The organism is Streptococcus mitis NCTC 12261 (assembly GCF_000148585.2).
In the GTDB taxonomy this organism is placed as follows: Bacteria; Bacillota; Bacilli; order Lactobacillales; family Streptococcaceae; genus Streptococcus; species Streptococcus mitis.
On record NZ_CP028414.1, the window covers coordinates 878,594 to 894,453 of the forward strand.

Here is a 15,860-nt window from a genome sequence, read left to right on the forward strand (position 1 = left end):
GGGTATGGTCTTGTCAAAATGTCAAAAACAATTTATAATAAATAGATACCCTGAAAGGAAGAGAATCATGAACTTAGAAGAATTGAAAAAACGACAGGAGAAGATCCGTAACTTCTCTATTATCGCCCATATTGACCACGGAAAGTCGACTCTAGCAGACCGCATTTTGGAAAAAACAGAGACGGTTTCAAGCCGTGAAATGCAAGCTCAACTTTTGGACAGCATGGATCTAGAGCGAGAACGTGGGATTACCATTAAGTTAAATGCCATTGAGCTGAATTATACTGCAAAAGATGGCGAAACTTATATTTTCCACTTGATTGACACGCCGGGGCACGTAGACTTCACTTATGAAGTTTCACGTTCGCTCGCTGCCTGTGAGGGTGCTATTTTGGTGGTCGATGCCGCTCAAGGTATTGAGGCTCAAACCCTTGCCAACGTTTATCTAGCCTTGGACAATGATTTGGAAATCATGCCAGTCATTAACAAAATTGACCTACCTGCTGCAGATCCTGAGCGCGTGCGTACAGAGATTGAAGATGTCATTGGTTTGGATGCCAGTGAAGCAGTTTTGGCTTCTGCCAAGGCTGGTATTGGGATTGAAGAAATCCTCGAGCAAATCGTAGAAAAAGTACCAGCACCAACAGGTGATGTGACGGCACCACTTAAGGCCTTGATTTTCGATTCTGTTTACGATGCTTACCGTGGGGTTATCCTCCAAGTTCGTGTCATGGATGGGGTTGTCAAACCTGGTGATAAGATTCAGCTTATGAGCAATGGTAAGACCTTTGATGTGACAGAAGTTGGTATTTTTACTCCCAAAGCAGTTGGTCGTGATTTCCTTGCGACTGGTGACGTTGGTTATATTGCGGCTTCTATCAAGACGGTTCAAGACACTCGTGTGGGTGATACCGTTACCTTGGCAACCAATCCTGCGGCAGAGCCATTACATGGTTACAAACAGATGAATCCTATGGTCTTTGCGGGTCTCTATCCTATCGAGTCAAACAAGTACAATGACCTGCGTGAAGCCCTTGAAAAATTACAACTGAATGATGCTAGTCTTCAGTTTGAACCAGAAACATCTCAGGCACTTGGATTTGGTTTCCGTTGTGGTTTCCTTGGACTTCTCCATATGGATGTTATCCAAGAACGTTTGGAACGTGAGTTTAATATCGACCTCATCATGACAGCTCCGTCTGTTATTTACAAAGTTAATTTGACCGACGGTGAGTCTATGGATGTGTCTAACCCATCTGAGTTCCCAGATCCTACCAAGATTGCGACCATTGAAGAGCCTTATGTTAAGGCGCAAATCATGGTACCACAGGAGTTCGTAGGAGCTGTAATGGAGCTAGCTCAGCGCAAGCGTGGTGACTTTGTGACTATGGACTATATTGATGATAACCGTGTCAATGTTATCTATCAAATTCCACTGGCTGAAATCGTCTTTGATTTCTTTGATAAGCTTAAGTCTTCAACACGTGGTTATGCAAGCTTTGACTACGAATTGTCAGAGTATCGCCCCTCTAAGCTGGTCAAAATGGACATCCTTCTCAATGGAGACAAGGTGGATGCCCTTAGCTTTATCGTTCACAAGGACTTTGCCTACGAACGCGGAAAACTCATCGTTGATAAGCTTAAGAAAATCATCCCTCGCCAACAATTTGAGGTGCCAATTCAAGCAGCTATTGGACAGAAGATTGTCGCTCGTACTGATATCAAGGCCCTTCGTAAGAACGTACTTGCTAAATGTTATGGTGGTGACGTTTCTCGTAAGCGTAAACTGCTTGAAAAACAAAAAGCTGGTAAGAAACGCATGAAAGCTATCGGATCAGTAGAAGTTCCACAAGAAGCCTTCCTTAGCGTCTTGAGCATGGATGAAGAATAAGTTATCATAATTGTTTTTCTTGTTCACAGGAAACTTACATAAGAATCAATAGTAAAACAGGCTTAAATAGGCCTGTTTTTTTGCATTTATAATAGGATTAAATCGTTTAAAGTGTTTGTTTTAAATGTTTGTTTTTGGTTGTAAATATAAAAATAAACAAAATAATTGAAAAAAGGACAAAAAACAACAAAAAATTATTGACAACGATTTCATATAGTGTTATACTTATAGCATAAAGTTAATGGAAAGAAGGGAAAACCTTATGGGATTAGATCATTTCTTTGACAAAAACCTTGTGTTTTGCTTAGAAGCGGATAATCAAGAACATCTCTTTGATCAGGTTGCTACTTTATTGGAAGAACGAGAAATCGTAACTCCAACTTATCGTGAAGCCTTGATCACGCGTGAAAAGTCATTTCCAACTGGCCTAGATATGGAATTTTTGGGTAAGGATTTGCCGAATGTGGCTATTCCTCACACAGATATTGTTCATAATCTAGCCGAAAAAGTTGTGGTCGTTCGATTAGAAAAACCAGTGACTTTCCACAATATGATTGCGCCAGATAAGGAAGTAGAAGTATCCTTGCTCTTCTTTATCATTAATAACTCAAGTTCAAGTCAAACGAACATTCTTGCTCAGTTGATGGACTTCTTTACTGGAAATAGTCATCTTGAAGACCTATCAAAAATTTCTGAACCAGAAGCCCTCTATGCTTATATTGCTGAAGCAATTGCTTAATTTTGTCTATTAAAAATATTAAATCGGAGGAAATCCATATGATTAAAATTCTTGCTGCCTGCGGTGCAGGTGTTAACTCAAGCCACCAAATTAAAAGTGCTCTTGAAGAAGAACTTTCAAACCGCGGTTTTGATGTTCACTGTGATGCAGTTATGGTAAAAGACGTTAATGAAGACCTTATCAAAGGTTATGACATTTTTACACCAATTGCTGCAACAGATCTTGGTTTTGACCCAGGTATTCCAGTTATCGAAGCTGGACCAATCTTATTCCGTATCCCAGCAATGAGTGCTCCAGTATTTGATAATATTGAAGCAGCTATCAAAGAACACGGGTTAAGCTAATTTTAATTTGTTAACATTCATATAACTATAAAAAGGGAGGAACTATTATGGATGTCATTATCGAACTAGCCAATAAGCTGTTCAAACCTATCTTGGATATGGGTGGGCCAATCATCATGCTGATCATTTTGACAGTATTGGCTCTACTTTTTGGAGTGAAATTCTCCAAAGCGCTTGAAGGTGGTATCAAACTTGCCATCGCTCTTACTGGTATCGGTGCCATCATCGGTATGCTAAATGGTGCTTTCTCAGCATCACTTGCAAAATTCGTTGAGAATACTGGTATTCAATTGAACATCACCGACGTTGGTTGGGCACCACTCGCTACAATCACTTGGGGCTCTGCTTGGACACTTTACTTCTTGCTCATCATGTTGATTGTCAACGTAGTGATGCTTGCTATGAAGAAAACTGATACACTTGACGTTGATATCTTCGATATCTGGCACTTGTCTATCACAGGTCTTTTGATTAAATGGTATGCAGACAACAATGGCGTTAGCCAAGGAGTTTCACTCTTTATCGCGACTGCAGCAGTTGTTCTTGTTGGGGTTCTTAAAATCATCAACTCTGACTTGATGAAACCTACATTTGATGACCTTCTTAATGCACCAAGTTCATCACCAATGACTTCAACTCACATGAACTACATGATGAACCCAGTTATCATGGTTTTGGATAAGATTTTTGAAAAACTTTTCCCAGGTCTTGATAAATACGACTTTGACGCTGCTAAATTGAACAAGAAAATCGGTTTCTGGGGTTCTAAATTCTTCATCGGTTTCATCCTTGGTATCGTTATCGGTTTGATGGGTACTCCACATCCAGTTGCAGGTGTTGAAGGCGCTGATAAATGGGAACTTGTTATCAAAGGTTGGTTGTCTCTTGGTTTGACAGCCGGTGTATCTTTGGAACTCTTCTCACTAATCGGTTCTTGGTTCATCGCCGCCGTAGAACCACTTTCACAAGGTATTACAAACGTTGCTACTAAACGTCTTCAAGGACGTAAATTCAACATCGGTCTTGACTGGCCATTCATCGCTGGTCGTGCTGAAATCTGGGCTTGTGCCAACGTACTTGCACCAATCATGTTGGTTGAAGCAGTGCTTCTTTCAAACGTCGGAAATGGTATCTTGCCACTTGCAGGTATTATCGCTATGGGTGTTACTCCAGCTCTCTTGGTTGTAACACGTGGTAAATTGCTCCGTATGATTATCTTCGGAACACTCTTGTTGCCACTCTTCCTTCTTTCAGGTACGCTTATCGCACCATTTGCAACAGAACTTGCTAAAGGTGTAGGTGCCTTCCCAGAAGGTGTGAGCCAAACTCAATTGATCACTCACTCAACTCTTGAAGGACCAATCGAAAAACTTCTTGGTTGGTCAATTGGTAACACTACAACTGGTGATATCAAAGCAATCCTTGGTGCAGTAGTCTTCCTTGTATTCTATATCGGTATCTTTGCATGGTACAGAAAACAAATGATTAAACGTAACGAAGAGTACGCAGCAAAAGCAAAATAATGCGCTCCTATAAAATGTAAATTGTTGAAACTAGGTTGTCATACCATTAGGAGTGACAACCTAGTTTTTTATAAACTATCAAGAAATCGGAGAAAATCATGGTAATTGAATTAAAATCAGAACAATTAAGAGTTGAATTTAACAGTTTTGGTGGGGCTCTTTCTTCTATAAAAGATGCCGAGGGAGTTGAGTATTTGTGGCAAGGAGATGCTACTTATTGGAGTGGACAAGCTCCTGTTCTCTTCCCCATTTGTGGTTCATTGAGAGAGGATACAGCACTTTATATAGATGATAATGGACAAGAAATCAAAGGAAAGATTCCTCGTCATGGTTTGGTTCGTAAGAAAGAATTTGAATTAGTTGAACAGACAGATAATAGTGTAACTTTTGCAATTGAAGACGATGAGAATAGCTATCAGAACTACCCTTATCATTTCCGCTTAGAAATCACTTATATCCTTACTGGAAAGACAGTGCGGACTCAATACAAAATATTTAATAAAGAAATTAGCAAGGTCATGCCTTACTTTATTGGTGGACATCCAGGATTTAATTGTCCTCTGCTTGATGATGAAGTCTATGAAGATTATTATCTAGAGTTTGAAAAAGAAGAGACTTGCTCTGTTCCACGTCCTTTCCCAGAAACAGGTATGCTTGATTTTCAAGATAGAAGTCCATGGCTAGAAGGTCAAAAAGAATTAGACCTCAGCTATGATCTTTTCAGCACTGATGCAGTCACCTTAGATGAATTGCAATCTAGAACAATTGCCCTTCGTTCTCGTAAACATGATAAGGGATTGAAAGTGAACTTTGCAGAGTTTCCAAATCTCATTATCTGGTCAACTTTGAATAAAGGTCCTTTCATTGCTTTTGAACCCTGGTCTGGCTTGTCAACATCCCTTGAAGAAGGAGATCATCTAGAAGATAAGAAGAATGTTCGTCTCCTAGAACCTGGTCAAGTGGATCAAATTGGTTTTGATATCGAAATTTTTTAATTAAAAAAACACAAAAACAAACATTAATTGTTGACTTTTTTAAGAAATAGGAGTATATTATGTTTGTAAGCAACAAATGATGTTTGTCACAAACAAACAATCACTTGTTATATTCTCTTTCGTAGAGAAAGATTATTTCTAGGAAACTGATTTCCTAAACTTGAATAAGGTGTCATTCATCTCATTCAATCCAATTTGTCAATAAACTGCTAGAAAACTTTTTGTAGGTAAACTGCTAACCATAAAAGTTTTTACTAGCCTAGAAAAATAAAAGGAGTATACAATATGTCTATTGTTATCGGTGCAGATGCTGCAGGTTTGAGATTGAAAGAAGTTGTGAAAGACTTCTTGGAAAAAGAAAACTTCCACGTTGTGGATGTTACAGCTGAAGGTCAAGACTTTGTTGATGTGACTCTTGCTGTTGCTGCAGAAGTAAACAAAGAAGAACAAAACCTTGGTATCGTGATTGATGCTTATGGAGCTGGTCCATTTATGGTCGCAACTAAGATCAAAGGAATGGTTGCTGCAGAAGTATCTGACGAACGTTCAGCTTATATGACTCGTGGTCACAACAACTCACGTATGATCACTATGGGTGCACAACTTGTTGGTGATGAATTGGCTAAAAACATCGCTAAAGGATTTGTTAACGGTAAATACGATGGTGGACGTCACCAAATCAGGGTCGATATGTTGAACAAAATGTGCTAATACGCTTCAAAAATCAAGATAATCTGTCGTCAGCTCACTTTAGCTAACCTCAGTTATGCTCGCAGCTCGCTTCCTAAGCTAATCTTGATTTTTCTTGAGTAAGGATAAATGATATTAGATTTATATAATTAATCGGAGGGAATAACTAATGAGAATTGCAATTGGATGTGACCACATCGTAACAGATGAAAAAATGGCGGTTTCAGAATTTTTGAAATCAAAAGGATATGAAGTCATTGACTTTGGTACATATGACCATACACGTACTCACTACCCAATCTTTGGTAAAAAAGTAGGGGAAGCTGTAACTAGCGGTCAAGCTGATCTTGGGGTATGTATCTGTGGTACTGGTGTTGGTATCAACAATGCTGTAAATAAAGTTCCAGGTGTCCGTTCTGCCTTGGTTCGTGATATGACAACAGCTCTTTATGCTAAAGAGCAATTGAACGCTAACGTTATCGGTTTTGGTGGTAAGATTACTGGTGAATTGCTCATGTGTGATATCATCGAAGCTTTCATCCATGCTGAATACAAACCATCTGAAGAAAACAAAAAATTGATTGCGAAAATTGAACACCTTGAAAGTCACAATGCTCAACAAACAGACGCAAACTTCTTCACTGAATTCCTTGAAAAATGGGATCGCGGAGAATACCACGACTAAGAGGTGACCTATGATTTTAACAGTCACAATGAACCCATCCATCGATATTTCCTATCCTTTGGATGAGTTGAAGATTGATACTGTCAATCGTGTGGTGGATGTAACCAAAACGGCTGGTGGTAAGGGACTCAATGTTACCCGAGTACTTTCAGAATTTGGGGATTCTGTTCTTGCTACTGGTTTAGTGGGTGGCAAACTTGGTGAGTTTTTGGTTGAAAATATCGATGATCAAGTAAAGAAAGATTTCTTCTCAATTCAGGGAGAAACTCGTAACTGTATTGCTATTCTCCACGGTGACAACCAAACAGAAGTTCTTGAAAAAGGACCTGAAGTTCTTGAACAAGAAGGTCAAGACTTTTTGGAACATTTCAAAAAACTCTTGAAGTCAGTTGAAGTAGTAGCTATCTCAGGTAGTCTGCCAGCTGGCCTTCCAGTTGATTACTATGCGAGCTTGGTAGAACTTGCTAATCAAGCTGGCAAGCCCGTTGTCTTGGACTGCTCTGGTGTAGCACTTCAGGCGGTTCTTGAATCACCACATAAACCAACAGTCATCAAACCAAATAATGAGGAATTATCTCAGCTTCTTGGAAGAGAAGTTTCTGAGGATTTGCATGAATTAAAAGAAGTCCTTCAAGAACCTTTGTTTGCAGGGATTGAATGGATTATTGTTTCGCTTGGTGCCAACGGTGCCTTTGCCAAACATGGTGACACTTTCTACAAGGTAGATATTCCTAGAATTCAGGTAGTCAACCCTGTTGGATCTGGAGATTCTACAGTTGCTGGAATTTCTTCAGGTTTACTTCATAAAGAATCGGATGCAGAATTACTCATCAAGGCAAATGTCCTTGGTATGCTCAATGCTCAAGAAAAAATGACTGGTCATGTCAACATGGCCAACTATCAAGCTCTATATGATCAATTAATAGTAAAAGAGGTATAAAATGGCTTTAACAGAACAAAAACGTGCACGCTTAGAAAAACTTTCTGATGAAAATGGAATCATCTCAGCTCTTGCATTTGACCAACGTGGTGCTTTGAAACGCCTAATGGCTCAACACCAAACAGAAGAACCAACAGTGGCTCAAATGGAAGAACTTAAAGTCTTGGTAGCAGATGAATTGACTAAATACGCTTCATCAATGCTTCTTGACCCTGAATATGGACTTCCAGCTACAAAAGCTCTTGATCCAAAAGCTGGTCTTCTCCTTGCTTATGAAAAAACAGGTTATGATACAACAAGCACAAAACGTTTGCCAGACTGCTTGGATGTTTGGTCTGCAAAACGTATTAAAGAAGAAGGTGCAGATGCAGTTAAATTCTTGCTTTACTATGATGTAGATAGCTCAGACGAACTTAACCAAGAAAAACAAGCTTACATCGAACGTATCGGTTCTGAATGTGTGGCTGAAGATATCCCATTCTTCCTTGAAATCCTTGCTTATGATGAAAAAATTGCAGACGCTGGTTCTGTAGAATACGCGAAAGTAAAACCACACAAAGTTATCGGTGCTATGAAAGTCTTCTCAGACCCACGCTTTAACATTGATGTCTTGAAAGTAGAAGTTCCTGTTAACATTAAATATGTTGAAGGCTTCGCTGAAGGTGAAGTAGTTTATACACGTGAAGAAGCAGCAGCCTTCTTCAAAGCTCAAGATGAAGCAACTAACTTGCCTTACATCTACTTGAGTGCTGGTGTATCAGCTAAACTTTTCCAAGATACTCTTGTATTTGCTCATGAATCAGGTGCAAACTTTAACGGAGTTCTTTGTGGCCGTGCTACATGGGCTGGATCAGTTGAAGCATACATCAAAGATGGTGAAGCAGCAGCTCGCGAATGGCTTCGCACAACTGGTTTTGAAAACATTGATGAGCTCAATAAAGTTCTTCAAACAACAGCGACTTCATGGAAAGAACGCGTGTAAGCAAGTCCTCCTAGGTTAGGAACATGAATCTAAAAAAATTTTAAAAAAAGTTTTATGTAAAGGTTTACAAAATAACTTACTTGTGCTATACTTAAATCACAAGTTAATACAAGGTGAGTGTTACTAAGTAATATTAGGCATGATCACAGGTGAATTAGAAATCGGCTGATTTTCTAGTTCATTTGTGGTCATTTTTTGTACTCATATACCTTTAAGATATAAAAGGAGGTTGACATGTATCGAATTCTAAATCCAATGAATCACAATGTCTCGCTTGTCAGAAATGATAAAGGAGAAGAAGTGATTGTGATTGGTAAGGGGATTACATTTGGAAAGAGGAAGGGAGATTTGATTACTGAACAGCATATTGAGAAAATCTTTCGGATGAAGACAGAAGAGTCAAGAGAAAACTTTATGGCTCTCCTCAAAGATGTTCCGCTTGATTTTATCACAGTGACCTATGAAATCATTGATAAGCTATCAAAGAAATATCATTATCCAATTCAAGAGTATCTCTACGTAACCTTGACAGATCATATTTACTGTTCTTACCAAGCTCTAGCACAAGGAAGGTACAAGGATAGTAATCTACCAGATATTTCCACTAAGTATCCTGTCGCTTTTCAAATCGCAAATGAAGCTTTTGAAATTTATCGTCAGAAGCTAGCAGATCATTTTCCTGAGGACGAAATTATTCGGATTGCTTATCATTTCATTAATGCCGAAGGTGAAAATGAAGTGGAACTTGTGGAGTCGATTGATAAGAGGAAAGAAATTCTCAGGAATGTTGAAGAAGTTTTAACGGACTATGCAATTCAACGAACCAAAGAGAATAATCATTTCTATGATCGTTTTATGATACATTTGAATTATTTCTTGGATTATTTAGACAGATCTAGAGATGATAACCAATCACTTCTGGATATGGAAGATCATATTAAACAATCCTATCCAAAAGCGTTCGAGATTGGTTCCAAGATCTATGATGTGATTACGCAACATACGGGTCTTGATTTGTATAAAAGTGAACGAGTTTATCTAGTTCTACATATCCAACGTTTATTGTCATAAAAATTTAATTAAAAATACCTAAGGAGAATTCTATCATGAATAGAGAAGAAGTAACATTGTTAGGTTTTGAAATCGTAGCCTATGCTGGCGATGCTCGTTCAAAACTATTGGAAGCCTTGAAAGCTGCTGAAGCTGGCGATTTTGCGAAAGCAGATAGCTTAGTCGAGGAAGCTGGTTCTTGCATTGCAGAGGCTCACCACGCGCAAACAAGTCTATTGGCTAAGGAAGCTTCAGGTGAGGACTTAGCCTATAGTGTAACCATGATGCATGGCCAAGACCACTTGATGACAACTATCTTATTAAAAGATTTGATGCACCATTTAATTGAACTCTACAAGAGAGGAGTTAAGTAATGAATAAATTAATTGCATTTATTGAGAAAGGAAAGCCTTTCTTTGAGAAACTATCTCGTAATATCTACCTTCGTGCCATTCGTGATGGTTTCATTGCAGGTATGCCTGTTATTCTCTTCTCAAGTATTTTTATCTTGATTGCCTTTGTACCAAACTCATGGGGCTTTAAATGGTCTGATGAAGTTGTAGCCTTTCTGATGAAACCTTATAGCTATTCTATGGGTATTCTGGCTCTCTTGGTAGCTGGTACAACAGCTAAGTCATTGACTGACTCAGTAAACCGTAGCATGGAGAAAACCAATCAAATCAACTATATGTCAACACTGTTAGCAGCGATTGTTGGTTTGTTGATGTTGGCAGCTGATCCTATCGAAAATGGCCTAGCTACTGGATTCTTGGGGACAAAAGGTTTGCTTTCAGCCTTCCTTGCTGCCTTTGTTACTGTAGCCATCTATAAGGTTTGTGTTAAGAACAACGTCACTATTCGTATGCCTGACGAAGTTCCACCTAATATCTCACAAGTTTTTAAAGATGTGATTCCATTCACTCTATCAGTTGTTTCTCTTTATGCTCTTGATTTACTAGCTCGTCATTTTGTTGGTGCAAGCGTAGCTGAATCAATCGGTAAATTCTTTGCACCATTATTCTCTGCTGCTGATGGTTATCTAGGTATTACGATTATCTTTGGTGCCTTTGCTTTCTTCTGGTTTGTTGGTATCCATGGTCCATCTATCGTTGAACCAGCTATCGCAGCTATTACCTATGCCAATGCCGAAGTCAACTTGAACCTTCTCCAACAAGGTATGCACGCTGACAAGATTCTTACTTCTGGTACACAAATGTTTATCGTTACCATGGGTGGTACTGGTGCGACACTGGTTGTTCCATTCATGTTCATGTGGTTAACAAAATCTAAACGTAACCGTGCAATCGGTCGTGCTTCAGTAGTCCCAACATTCTTTGGTGTAAATGAACCAATCTTGTTTGGTGCACCACTTGTATTAAACCCAATCTTCTTCATTCCATTTATCTTTGCTCCAATCGCAAACGTTTGGATCTTCAAATTCTTTATTGAAACACTTGGAATGAACTCATTTACTGCTAATCTACCATGGACAACTCCAGCTCCACTAGGTCTAGTTCTTGGTACGAACTTCCAAGTTCTATCATTCATTCTTGCTGCCCTTCTAATCGTGGTTGACGTAGTCATTTACTATCCATTCCTTAAAGTATATGATGAACAAATTCTTGAAGAAGAGCGTTCAGGTAAATCTAATGATGAATTGAAAGAAAAAGTTGCCGCAAACTTCAACACTGCAAAAGCAGATGCTATTCTTGAAAAAGCTGGTGTAGAAGCAGCACAAAATACAATCACTGAAGAAACAAATGTCCTCGTTCTCTGTGCAGGTGGAGGGACAAGTGGACTTCTTGCGAATGCTTTGAATAAGGCAGCTGCAGAATACAATGTTCCTGTGAAAGCAGCAGCAGGTGGCTATGGTGCTCACCGTGAAATGTTGCCAGAGTTTGATCTTGTTATCCTTGCCCCTCAAGTTGCTTCAAACTTTGAAGACATGAAAGCAGAAACAGATAAGCTCGGTATTAAACTAGCGAAAACAGAAGGCGCTCAATACATCAAATTAACTCGTGATGGAAAAGGTGCTCTTGCATTCGTACAAGCTCAATTCGATTAACGATAGGGACTGTGAAACAGTCTCCTATCGTTACGGCAATCGCTATGGCGAATTTCCTAATCGCCTTATTAATTCGTCGGTAAAAGCTATCGTTTTTACCTCCTCATGTTACAATTCGGTGACTTGGTACAAGAAGTGAGATGGAGAAGGATGGCTCACTGACTCCTCTCCTCTCACTTTTACTTTATTTAAATCAAGAAATAGGTGAAAAAAATGACAAAAACATTACCAAAAGACTTTATTTTCGGTGGCGCAACAGCTGCCTATCAAGCAGAAGGTGCTACACATACTGATGGTAAAGGACCAGTTGCGTGGGATAAGTATCTTGAAGATAACTACTGGTACACTGCCGAACCAGCCAGTGATTTTTACAATCGATACCCAGTTGACCTCAAGCTAGCAGAAGAGTATGGTGTCAATGGTATTCGAATTTCTATTGCCTGGTCACGTATTTTCCCGACTGGTTACGGTCAAGTAAATGCTAAAGGTGTTGAATTTTATCATAATCTATTTGCAGAGTGTCACAAACGTCATGTTGAGCCTTTTGTAACTCTTCATCACTTTGATACGCCAGAAGCTCTCCACTCAAATGGAGACTTCTTAAACCGTGAAAATATTGAACACTTTGTAGACTACGCTGCCTTCTGTTTTGAAGAATTCCCAGAAGTAAACTATTGGACAACCTTTAATGAAATTGGGCCAATTGGTGATGGTCAATACTTGGTTGGAAAATTCCCTCCAGGTATTCAGTACGACCTTGCCAAAGTTTTCCAATCGCACCACAATATGATGGTTTCTCATGCGCGTGCAGTTAAGCTATATAAAGATAAAGGTTATAAAGGTGAAATTGGTGTTGTTCACGCACTGCCAACCAAGTATCCTTTAGATCCTAAAAATCCAGCAGATGTTCGTGCAGCTGAGTTGGAAGATATCATCCACAATAAATTTATCTTGGATGCAACTTATCTAGGTCACTATTCAGCTGAAACGATGGAAGGCGTCAACCATATCTTATCAGTCAATGGTGGTAGCTTGGATCTTCGTGAAGAAGATTTCACAGCATTAGAAGCTGCGAAAGACTTGAATGATTTTCTAGGCATCAACTATTATATGAGTGACTGGATGGAAGCCTTTGATGGAGAAACTGAAATTATCCATAATGGTAAGGGTGAGAAAGGAAGCTCTAAATACCAAATCAAAGGTGTTGGTCGTCGTGTAGCTCCTGACTATGTACCACGTACGGATTGGGATTGGATTATCTACCCTCAAGGTTTGTATGACCAAATCATGCGCGTGAAGAAAGATTATCCGAACTATAAGAAGATTTACATCACTGAAAATGGACTTGGTTATAAAGATGAGTTTGTAGACAATACTGTTTATGATGATGGCCGTATTGATTATGTCAAACAACACTTAGAGGTCTTATCTGATGCGATTGCTGATGGTGCAAACGTCAAAGGATACTTCATCTGGTCATTGATGGACGTCTTCTCATGGTCAAACGGTTATGAAAAACGTTACGGTCTCTTCTATGTAGACTTTGAAACTCAAGAACGTTATCCTAAGAAATCAGCTCACTGGTACAAGAAAGTAGCAGAAAGTCAGATTATAGACTAGTAGAATGAGTAATTAGATATAGAATTCTAGTGAGGCAAAAGATGTTCAAAGATTTTATCCAATCTATTTATGAAAAAGTTTATATTATCAATTTTGATAAATGTTTTCAAATACCTTGTTTGACTAATGAGGAGCTGAAAAATTTTGGGAAATGGTATGTCTCTACCGGTAAAGAATGGATTTGCCATTCAGACTATGAGCTGGAAGAATTTAAAAATATCTTTTTAAATTTTATCAGTCCTGAAGAACGGGATAATATCTCCTTTGATTCAGATTTTATGCCGTTTCAACAATCATAAATAATCTAGGAAACTCCTTGTAAAAATCTTCATCCAAAAATGCGTCATATCAAGATTCTTATTTTCTTGATATGACGCATTTTATTTTTTATCAATCCTCAGTTTTATGGTTTAGAAAGAATAATTTTTGTTTGTTTTGAAAGTTGTTCAAACGTTTCTTTGCTCAGTTTAGAATCTGAAACGATGATATCAATATCAGAGATATTGTAGAAGGTATAGAAATCAAATTTATTGAACTTACTATGGTCAGCTAGTAAGTATTTTTTATTGGAATTATTGAGGGCGATGCGTTGAGATTCACCTTCCTCTTCACTAAAGGTCGCAATCGCATTGTCCTGAATACCATTACAGCTAACGAAAGCTTTAGAAAATTGAAGATTGGCTAAGTTTTGCAAGGTTAGTGTTCCCACAAAGGCTCCAGTGATAGAGCGGTAGTTTCCACCGATTAAAATCAAATCTGTTAGTTTTCGTTCGTTTAAGATGAGAAAGACTGGTAAACTGTTTGTTACAACACGAATATTATCAATTGGAAGTTCACGGGCAAAAGATTCTAAGGTCGTACCAGGGCCGATAAAAATAGTTTCACCCTCATCAATTAAATGGCCTGCAAAACGGCTAATTTCTTGTTTTTCTGCGATTTGTAAGCTTTGTTTTTCAATATTGGAACGTTCATTATTTAAAATAGAACCTGTGCGAATTTTCTCAGCTCCCCCGTGTACTCGAACAAGTAGATCCTTGTCTGCCAACTCTTGCAAGTAGCGTCTAGCAGTCATATCTGACACATCCAAGCGAGTCATGATTTCTTTTACAGTAATAGTTCCCTTTGTATTTACCGTTTCTAGAATATTATCTAGTTTTTCTTGCTTTAACATCGTTATCACCTCTATTTCTATTACTATTTTATCATAAAGTATTCAATCAATCAATTTAAAAAACAAAAGAAAACAAAAACAAAAATATCATGGTTGTTTTAAACAAGCCATGATATTTGTTATCAGTTCTGGGATAATTGAATTAGTCCAAACCGTAGTTGTAGTCATCGTCTTGCATAGCTTCAACTTCACCAAGAAGGTAACCATTTCCGACTTGAGAGAAGAAGTCGTGGTTAGAAGTTCCTGTTGAAATACCGTTCATAACGATTGGGTTGACATCATCAGCTGAATCTGGGAAGAGTGGATCTTGTCCCAGGTTCATGAGTGCCTTGTTAGCATTGTAGCGAAGGAAGGTTTTGACTTCTTCAGTCCAACCAACACCGTCATAGAGGCTCTCTGTATAACCTTCTTCATTCTCGTAGAGAGTGTATAGCAGATCGTACATCCATTCTTTGAGTTTTTCTTGCTCTTCTTCAGGTAATTCATTGAAACCAAGTTGGAATTTATAACCAATGTAGGTTCCGTGAACAGATTCATCACGAATAATCAATTTAATGATTTCAGCGACGTTGGCCAGTTTGTTGTTACCGAGATAGTAGAGGGGAGTGAAGAAACCTGAGTAGAAGAGGAAGGTTTCAAGGAAGACACTAGCAACTTTCTTTTCAAGTGGGCTACCGTTTAGGTAGATTTCGTTGACAATCTCAGCCTTCTTTTGTAGGTAAGGATTGGTATTGGTCCATTCGAAAATTTCTTCAATCTCAGCCTTAGTATTCAAGGTAGAAAAGATTGATGAGTAAGATTTTGCGTGGACAGATTCCATAAATTGGATGTTATTGAAAACAGCTTCCTCATGTGGTGTACGGATGTCTGCGCGAAGGGCTTGAACCCCAGTTTCAGATTGCATAGTGTCGAGAAGGGTTAAACCACCAAAGACTTTTCCAACCAAGTCTTTTTCTACATTTGATAGCTTTCTCCAGTCATCCAAGTCATTTGACAAAGGAATACGTGTATCAAGCCAGAATTGCTCCGTCAGTTTTTCCCAAGTTGATTTGTCGATGACATCTTCGATGGCATTCCAGTTAATGGCTTTGTAGTAAGTTTCCATTTTGAAATCTCTTTCTGTGTTTAGTATTGCGAACTCACAATTACTTCTATTTTATCATAA

Annotated in this window: 16 protein-coding genes; 14 read left to right on the forward strand and 2 right to left on the reverse strand. The window is 38.7% G+C overall.

Going from position 1 to position 15,860, the window contains the following annotated elements:
• Positions 1-67 precede the first annotated feature (67 nt).
• The 14 genes from lepA to SM12261_RS04685 all read left to right on the forward strand — a co-directional run bounded on the left by lepA (position 68) and on the right by SM12261_RS04685 (position 13,823).
• Positions 68-1,891: a translation elongation factor 4 gene (gene lepA, locus SM12261_RS04620; RefSeq protein ID WP_001047209.1), complete on the forward strand. Its 1,824-nt coding sequence runs from the start codon at positions 68-70 to the stop codon at positions 1,889-1,891.
• A 262-nt stretch (positions 1,892-2,153) separates the two neighbouring features.
• A complete protein-coding gene (locus SM12261_RS04625) occupies positions 2,154-2,630 on the forward strand; it encodes a PTS sugar transporter subunit IIA (RefSeq protein ID WP_000521976.1) in 477 nt (158 codons plus the stop codon).
• A 38-nt stretch (positions 2,631-2,668) separates the two neighbouring features.
• Positions 2,669-2,974 carry a PTS sugar transporter subunit IIB gene (locus tag SM12261_RS04630; protein ID WP_000590547.1) on the forward strand — a complete coding sequence of 102 codons (306 nt, stop codon included), beginning with the start codon at positions 2,669-2,671 and terminating at the stop codon, positions 2,972-2,974.
• 47 nt (positions 2,975-3,021) lie between these two features.
• Positions 3,022-4,497 carry a PTS galactitol transporter subunit IIC gene (locus SM12261_RS04635; RefSeq protein WP_000382515.1) on the forward strand — a complete coding sequence of 492 codons (1,476 nt, stop codon included), beginning with the start codon at positions 3,022-3,024 and terminating at the stop codon, positions 4,495-4,497.
• A gap of 98 nt (positions 4,498-4,595) precedes the next feature.
• Complete coding sequence (locus tag SM12261_RS04640; protein WP_000234197.1) at positions 4,596-5,492, forward strand: aldose 1-epimerase family protein; 897 nt, start codon at positions 4,596-4,598, stop codon at positions 5,490-5,492.
• Between the two features lie 285 nt (positions 5,493-5,777).
• Complete coding sequence (gene lacA / locus SM12261_RS04645) at positions 5,778-6,203, forward strand: galactose-6-phosphate isomerase subunit LacA (protein WP_000029277.1); 426 nt, start codon at positions 5,778-5,780, stop codon at positions 6,201-6,203.
• Between the two features lie 148 nt (positions 6,204-6,351).
• Entirely contained in the window at positions 6,352-6,867 is a 516-nt protein-coding gene (gene lacB, locus SM12261_RS04650; RefSeq protein ID WP_001216910.1) for a galactose-6-phosphate isomerase subunit LacB, read from the forward strand.
• A 10-nt stretch (positions 6,868-6,877) separates the two neighbouring features.
• Positions 6,878-7,807, forward strand: a complete 930-nt coding sequence (locus tag SM12261_RS04655; protein WP_000604289.1) for a tagatose-6-phosphate kinase — start codon at positions 6,878-6,880, stop codon at positions 7,805-7,807.
• A gap of 1 nt (position 7,808) precedes the next feature.
• Positions 7,809-8,789 (forward strand): tagatose-bisphosphate aldolase, encoded by a 981-nt coding sequence (gene lacD, locus SM12261_RS04660; protein WP_001229119.1) that lies wholly within the window; start codon positions 7,809-7,811, stop codon positions 8,787-8,789.
• Between the two features lie 234 nt (positions 8,790-9,023).
• Positions 9,024-9,860, forward strand: a complete 837-nt coding sequence (locus SM12261_RS04665) for a PRD domain-containing protein (protein ID WP_004254529.1) — start codon at positions 9,024-9,026, stop codon at positions 9,858-9,860.
• A gap of 35 nt (positions 9,861-9,895) precedes the next feature.
• Positions 9,896-10,213 (forward strand): PTS lactose/cellobiose transporter subunit IIA, encoded by a 318-nt coding sequence (locus SM12261_RS04670; protein WP_001078320.1) that lies wholly within the window; start codon positions 9,896-9,898, stop codon positions 10,211-10,213.
• A complete protein-coding gene (locus tag SM12261_RS04675) occupies positions 10,213-11,904 on the forward strand; it encodes a lactose-specific PTS transporter subunit EIIC (RefSeq protein WP_001037324.1) in 1,692 nt (563 codons plus the stop codon). The genes SM12261_RS04670 and SM12261_RS04675 overlap by 1 nt, the downstream gene beginning before the upstream one ends.
• Positions 11,905-12,117: 213 nt before the next feature.
• Positions 12,118-13,524: a 6-phospho-beta-galactosidase gene (gene lacG / locus SM12261_RS04680; protein ID WP_000169253.1), complete on the forward strand. Its 1,407-nt coding sequence runs from the start codon at positions 12,118-12,120 to the stop codon at positions 13,522-13,524.
• Between the two features lie 41 nt (positions 13,525-13,565).
• The gene (locus tag SM12261_RS04685) at positions 13,566-13,823 is read left to right on the forward strand and encodes a DUF3884 family protein (protein WP_000471575.1); all 258 of its coding nucleotides are present in this window, start codon (positions 13,566-13,568) and stop codon (positions 13,821-13,823) included.
• A 104-nt stretch (positions 13,824-13,927) separates the two neighbouring features.
• Here SM12261_RS04685 and SM12261_RS04690 read toward each other — a convergent pair whose 3' ends face one another.
• Both SM12261_RS04690 and nrdF read right to left on the reverse strand, forming a co-directional pair.
• Positions 13,928-14,695 (reverse strand): DeoR/GlpR family DNA-binding transcription regulator, encoded by a 768-nt coding sequence (locus SM12261_RS04690; RefSeq protein ID WP_049516646.1) that lies wholly within the window; start codon positions 14,693-14,695, stop codon positions 13,928-13,930.
• Between the two features lie 142 nt (positions 14,696-14,837).
• On the reverse strand, positions 14,838-15,800 hold the full coding sequence (nrdF, locus tag SM12261_RS04695; protein WP_000451386.1) for a class 1b ribonucleoside-diphosphate reductase subunit beta: 963 nt from the start codon (positions 15,798-15,800) through the stop codon (positions 14,838-14,840).
• Positions 15,801-15,860: the final 60 nt, after the last annotated feature.

Coding starts and splice junctions, on each gene's coding strand:
- SM12261_RS04630 (WP_000590547.1), top strand. CDS start 2,669: ATGATTAAAATTCTTGCTGCCTGCGGTGCAGGTGTTAACTCAAGCCAC.
- SM12261_RS04685 (WP_000471575.1), top strand. CDS start 13,566: ATGTTCAAAGATTTTATCCAATCTATTTATGAAAAAGTTTATATTATC.
- nrdF (WP_000451386.1), bottom strand. CDS start 15,800: ATGGAAACTTACTACAAAGCCATTAACTGGAATGCCATCGAAGATGTC.
- SM12261_RS04640 (WP_000234197.1), top strand. CDS start 4,596: ATGGTAATTGAATTAAAATCAGAACAATTAAGAGTTGAATTTAACAGT.
- SM12261_RS04625 (WP_000521976.1), top strand. CDS start 2,154: ATGGGATTAGATCATTTCTTTGACAAAAACCTTGTGTTTTGCTTAGAA.
- lepA (WP_001047209.1), top strand. CDS start 68: ATGAACTTAGAAGAATTGAAAAAACGACAGGAGAAGATCCGTAACTTC.
- lacA (WP_000029277.1), top strand. CDS start 5,778: ATGTCTATTGTTATCGGTGCAGATGCTGCAGGTTTGAGATTGAAAGAA.
- lacD (WP_001229119.1), top strand. CDS start 7,809: ATGGCTTTAACAGAACAAAAACGTGCACGCTTAGAAAAACTTTCTGAT.
- SM12261_RS04670 (WP_001078320.1), top strand. CDS start 9,896: ATGAATAGAGAAGAAGTAACATTGTTAGGTTTTGAAATCGTAGCCTAT.
- lacB (WP_001216910.1), top strand. CDS start 6,352: ATGAGAATTGCAATTGGATGTGACCACATCGTAACAGATGAAAAAATG.
- lacG (WP_000169253.1), top strand. CDS start 12,118: ATGACAAAAACATTACCAAAAGACTTTATTTTCGGTGGCGCAACAGCT.
- SM12261_RS04635 (WP_000382515.1), top strand. CDS start 3,022: ATGGATGTCATTATCGAACTAGCCAATAAGCTGTTCAAACCTATCTTG.
- SM12261_RS04665 (WP_004254529.1), top strand. CDS start 9,024: ATGTATCGAATTCTAAATCCAATGAATCACAATGTCTCGCTTGTCAGA.
- SM12261_RS04690 (WP_049516646.1), bottom strand. CDS start 14,695: ATGTTAAAGCAAGAAAAACTAGATAATATTCTAGAAACGGTAAATACA.
- SM12261_RS04675 (WP_001037324.1), top strand. CDS start 10,213: ATGAATAAATTAATTGCATTTATTGAGAAAGGAAAGCCTTTCTTTGAG.
- SM12261_RS04655 (WP_000604289.1), top strand. CDS start 6,878: ATGATTTTAACAGTCACAATGAACCCATCCATCGATATTTCCTATCCT.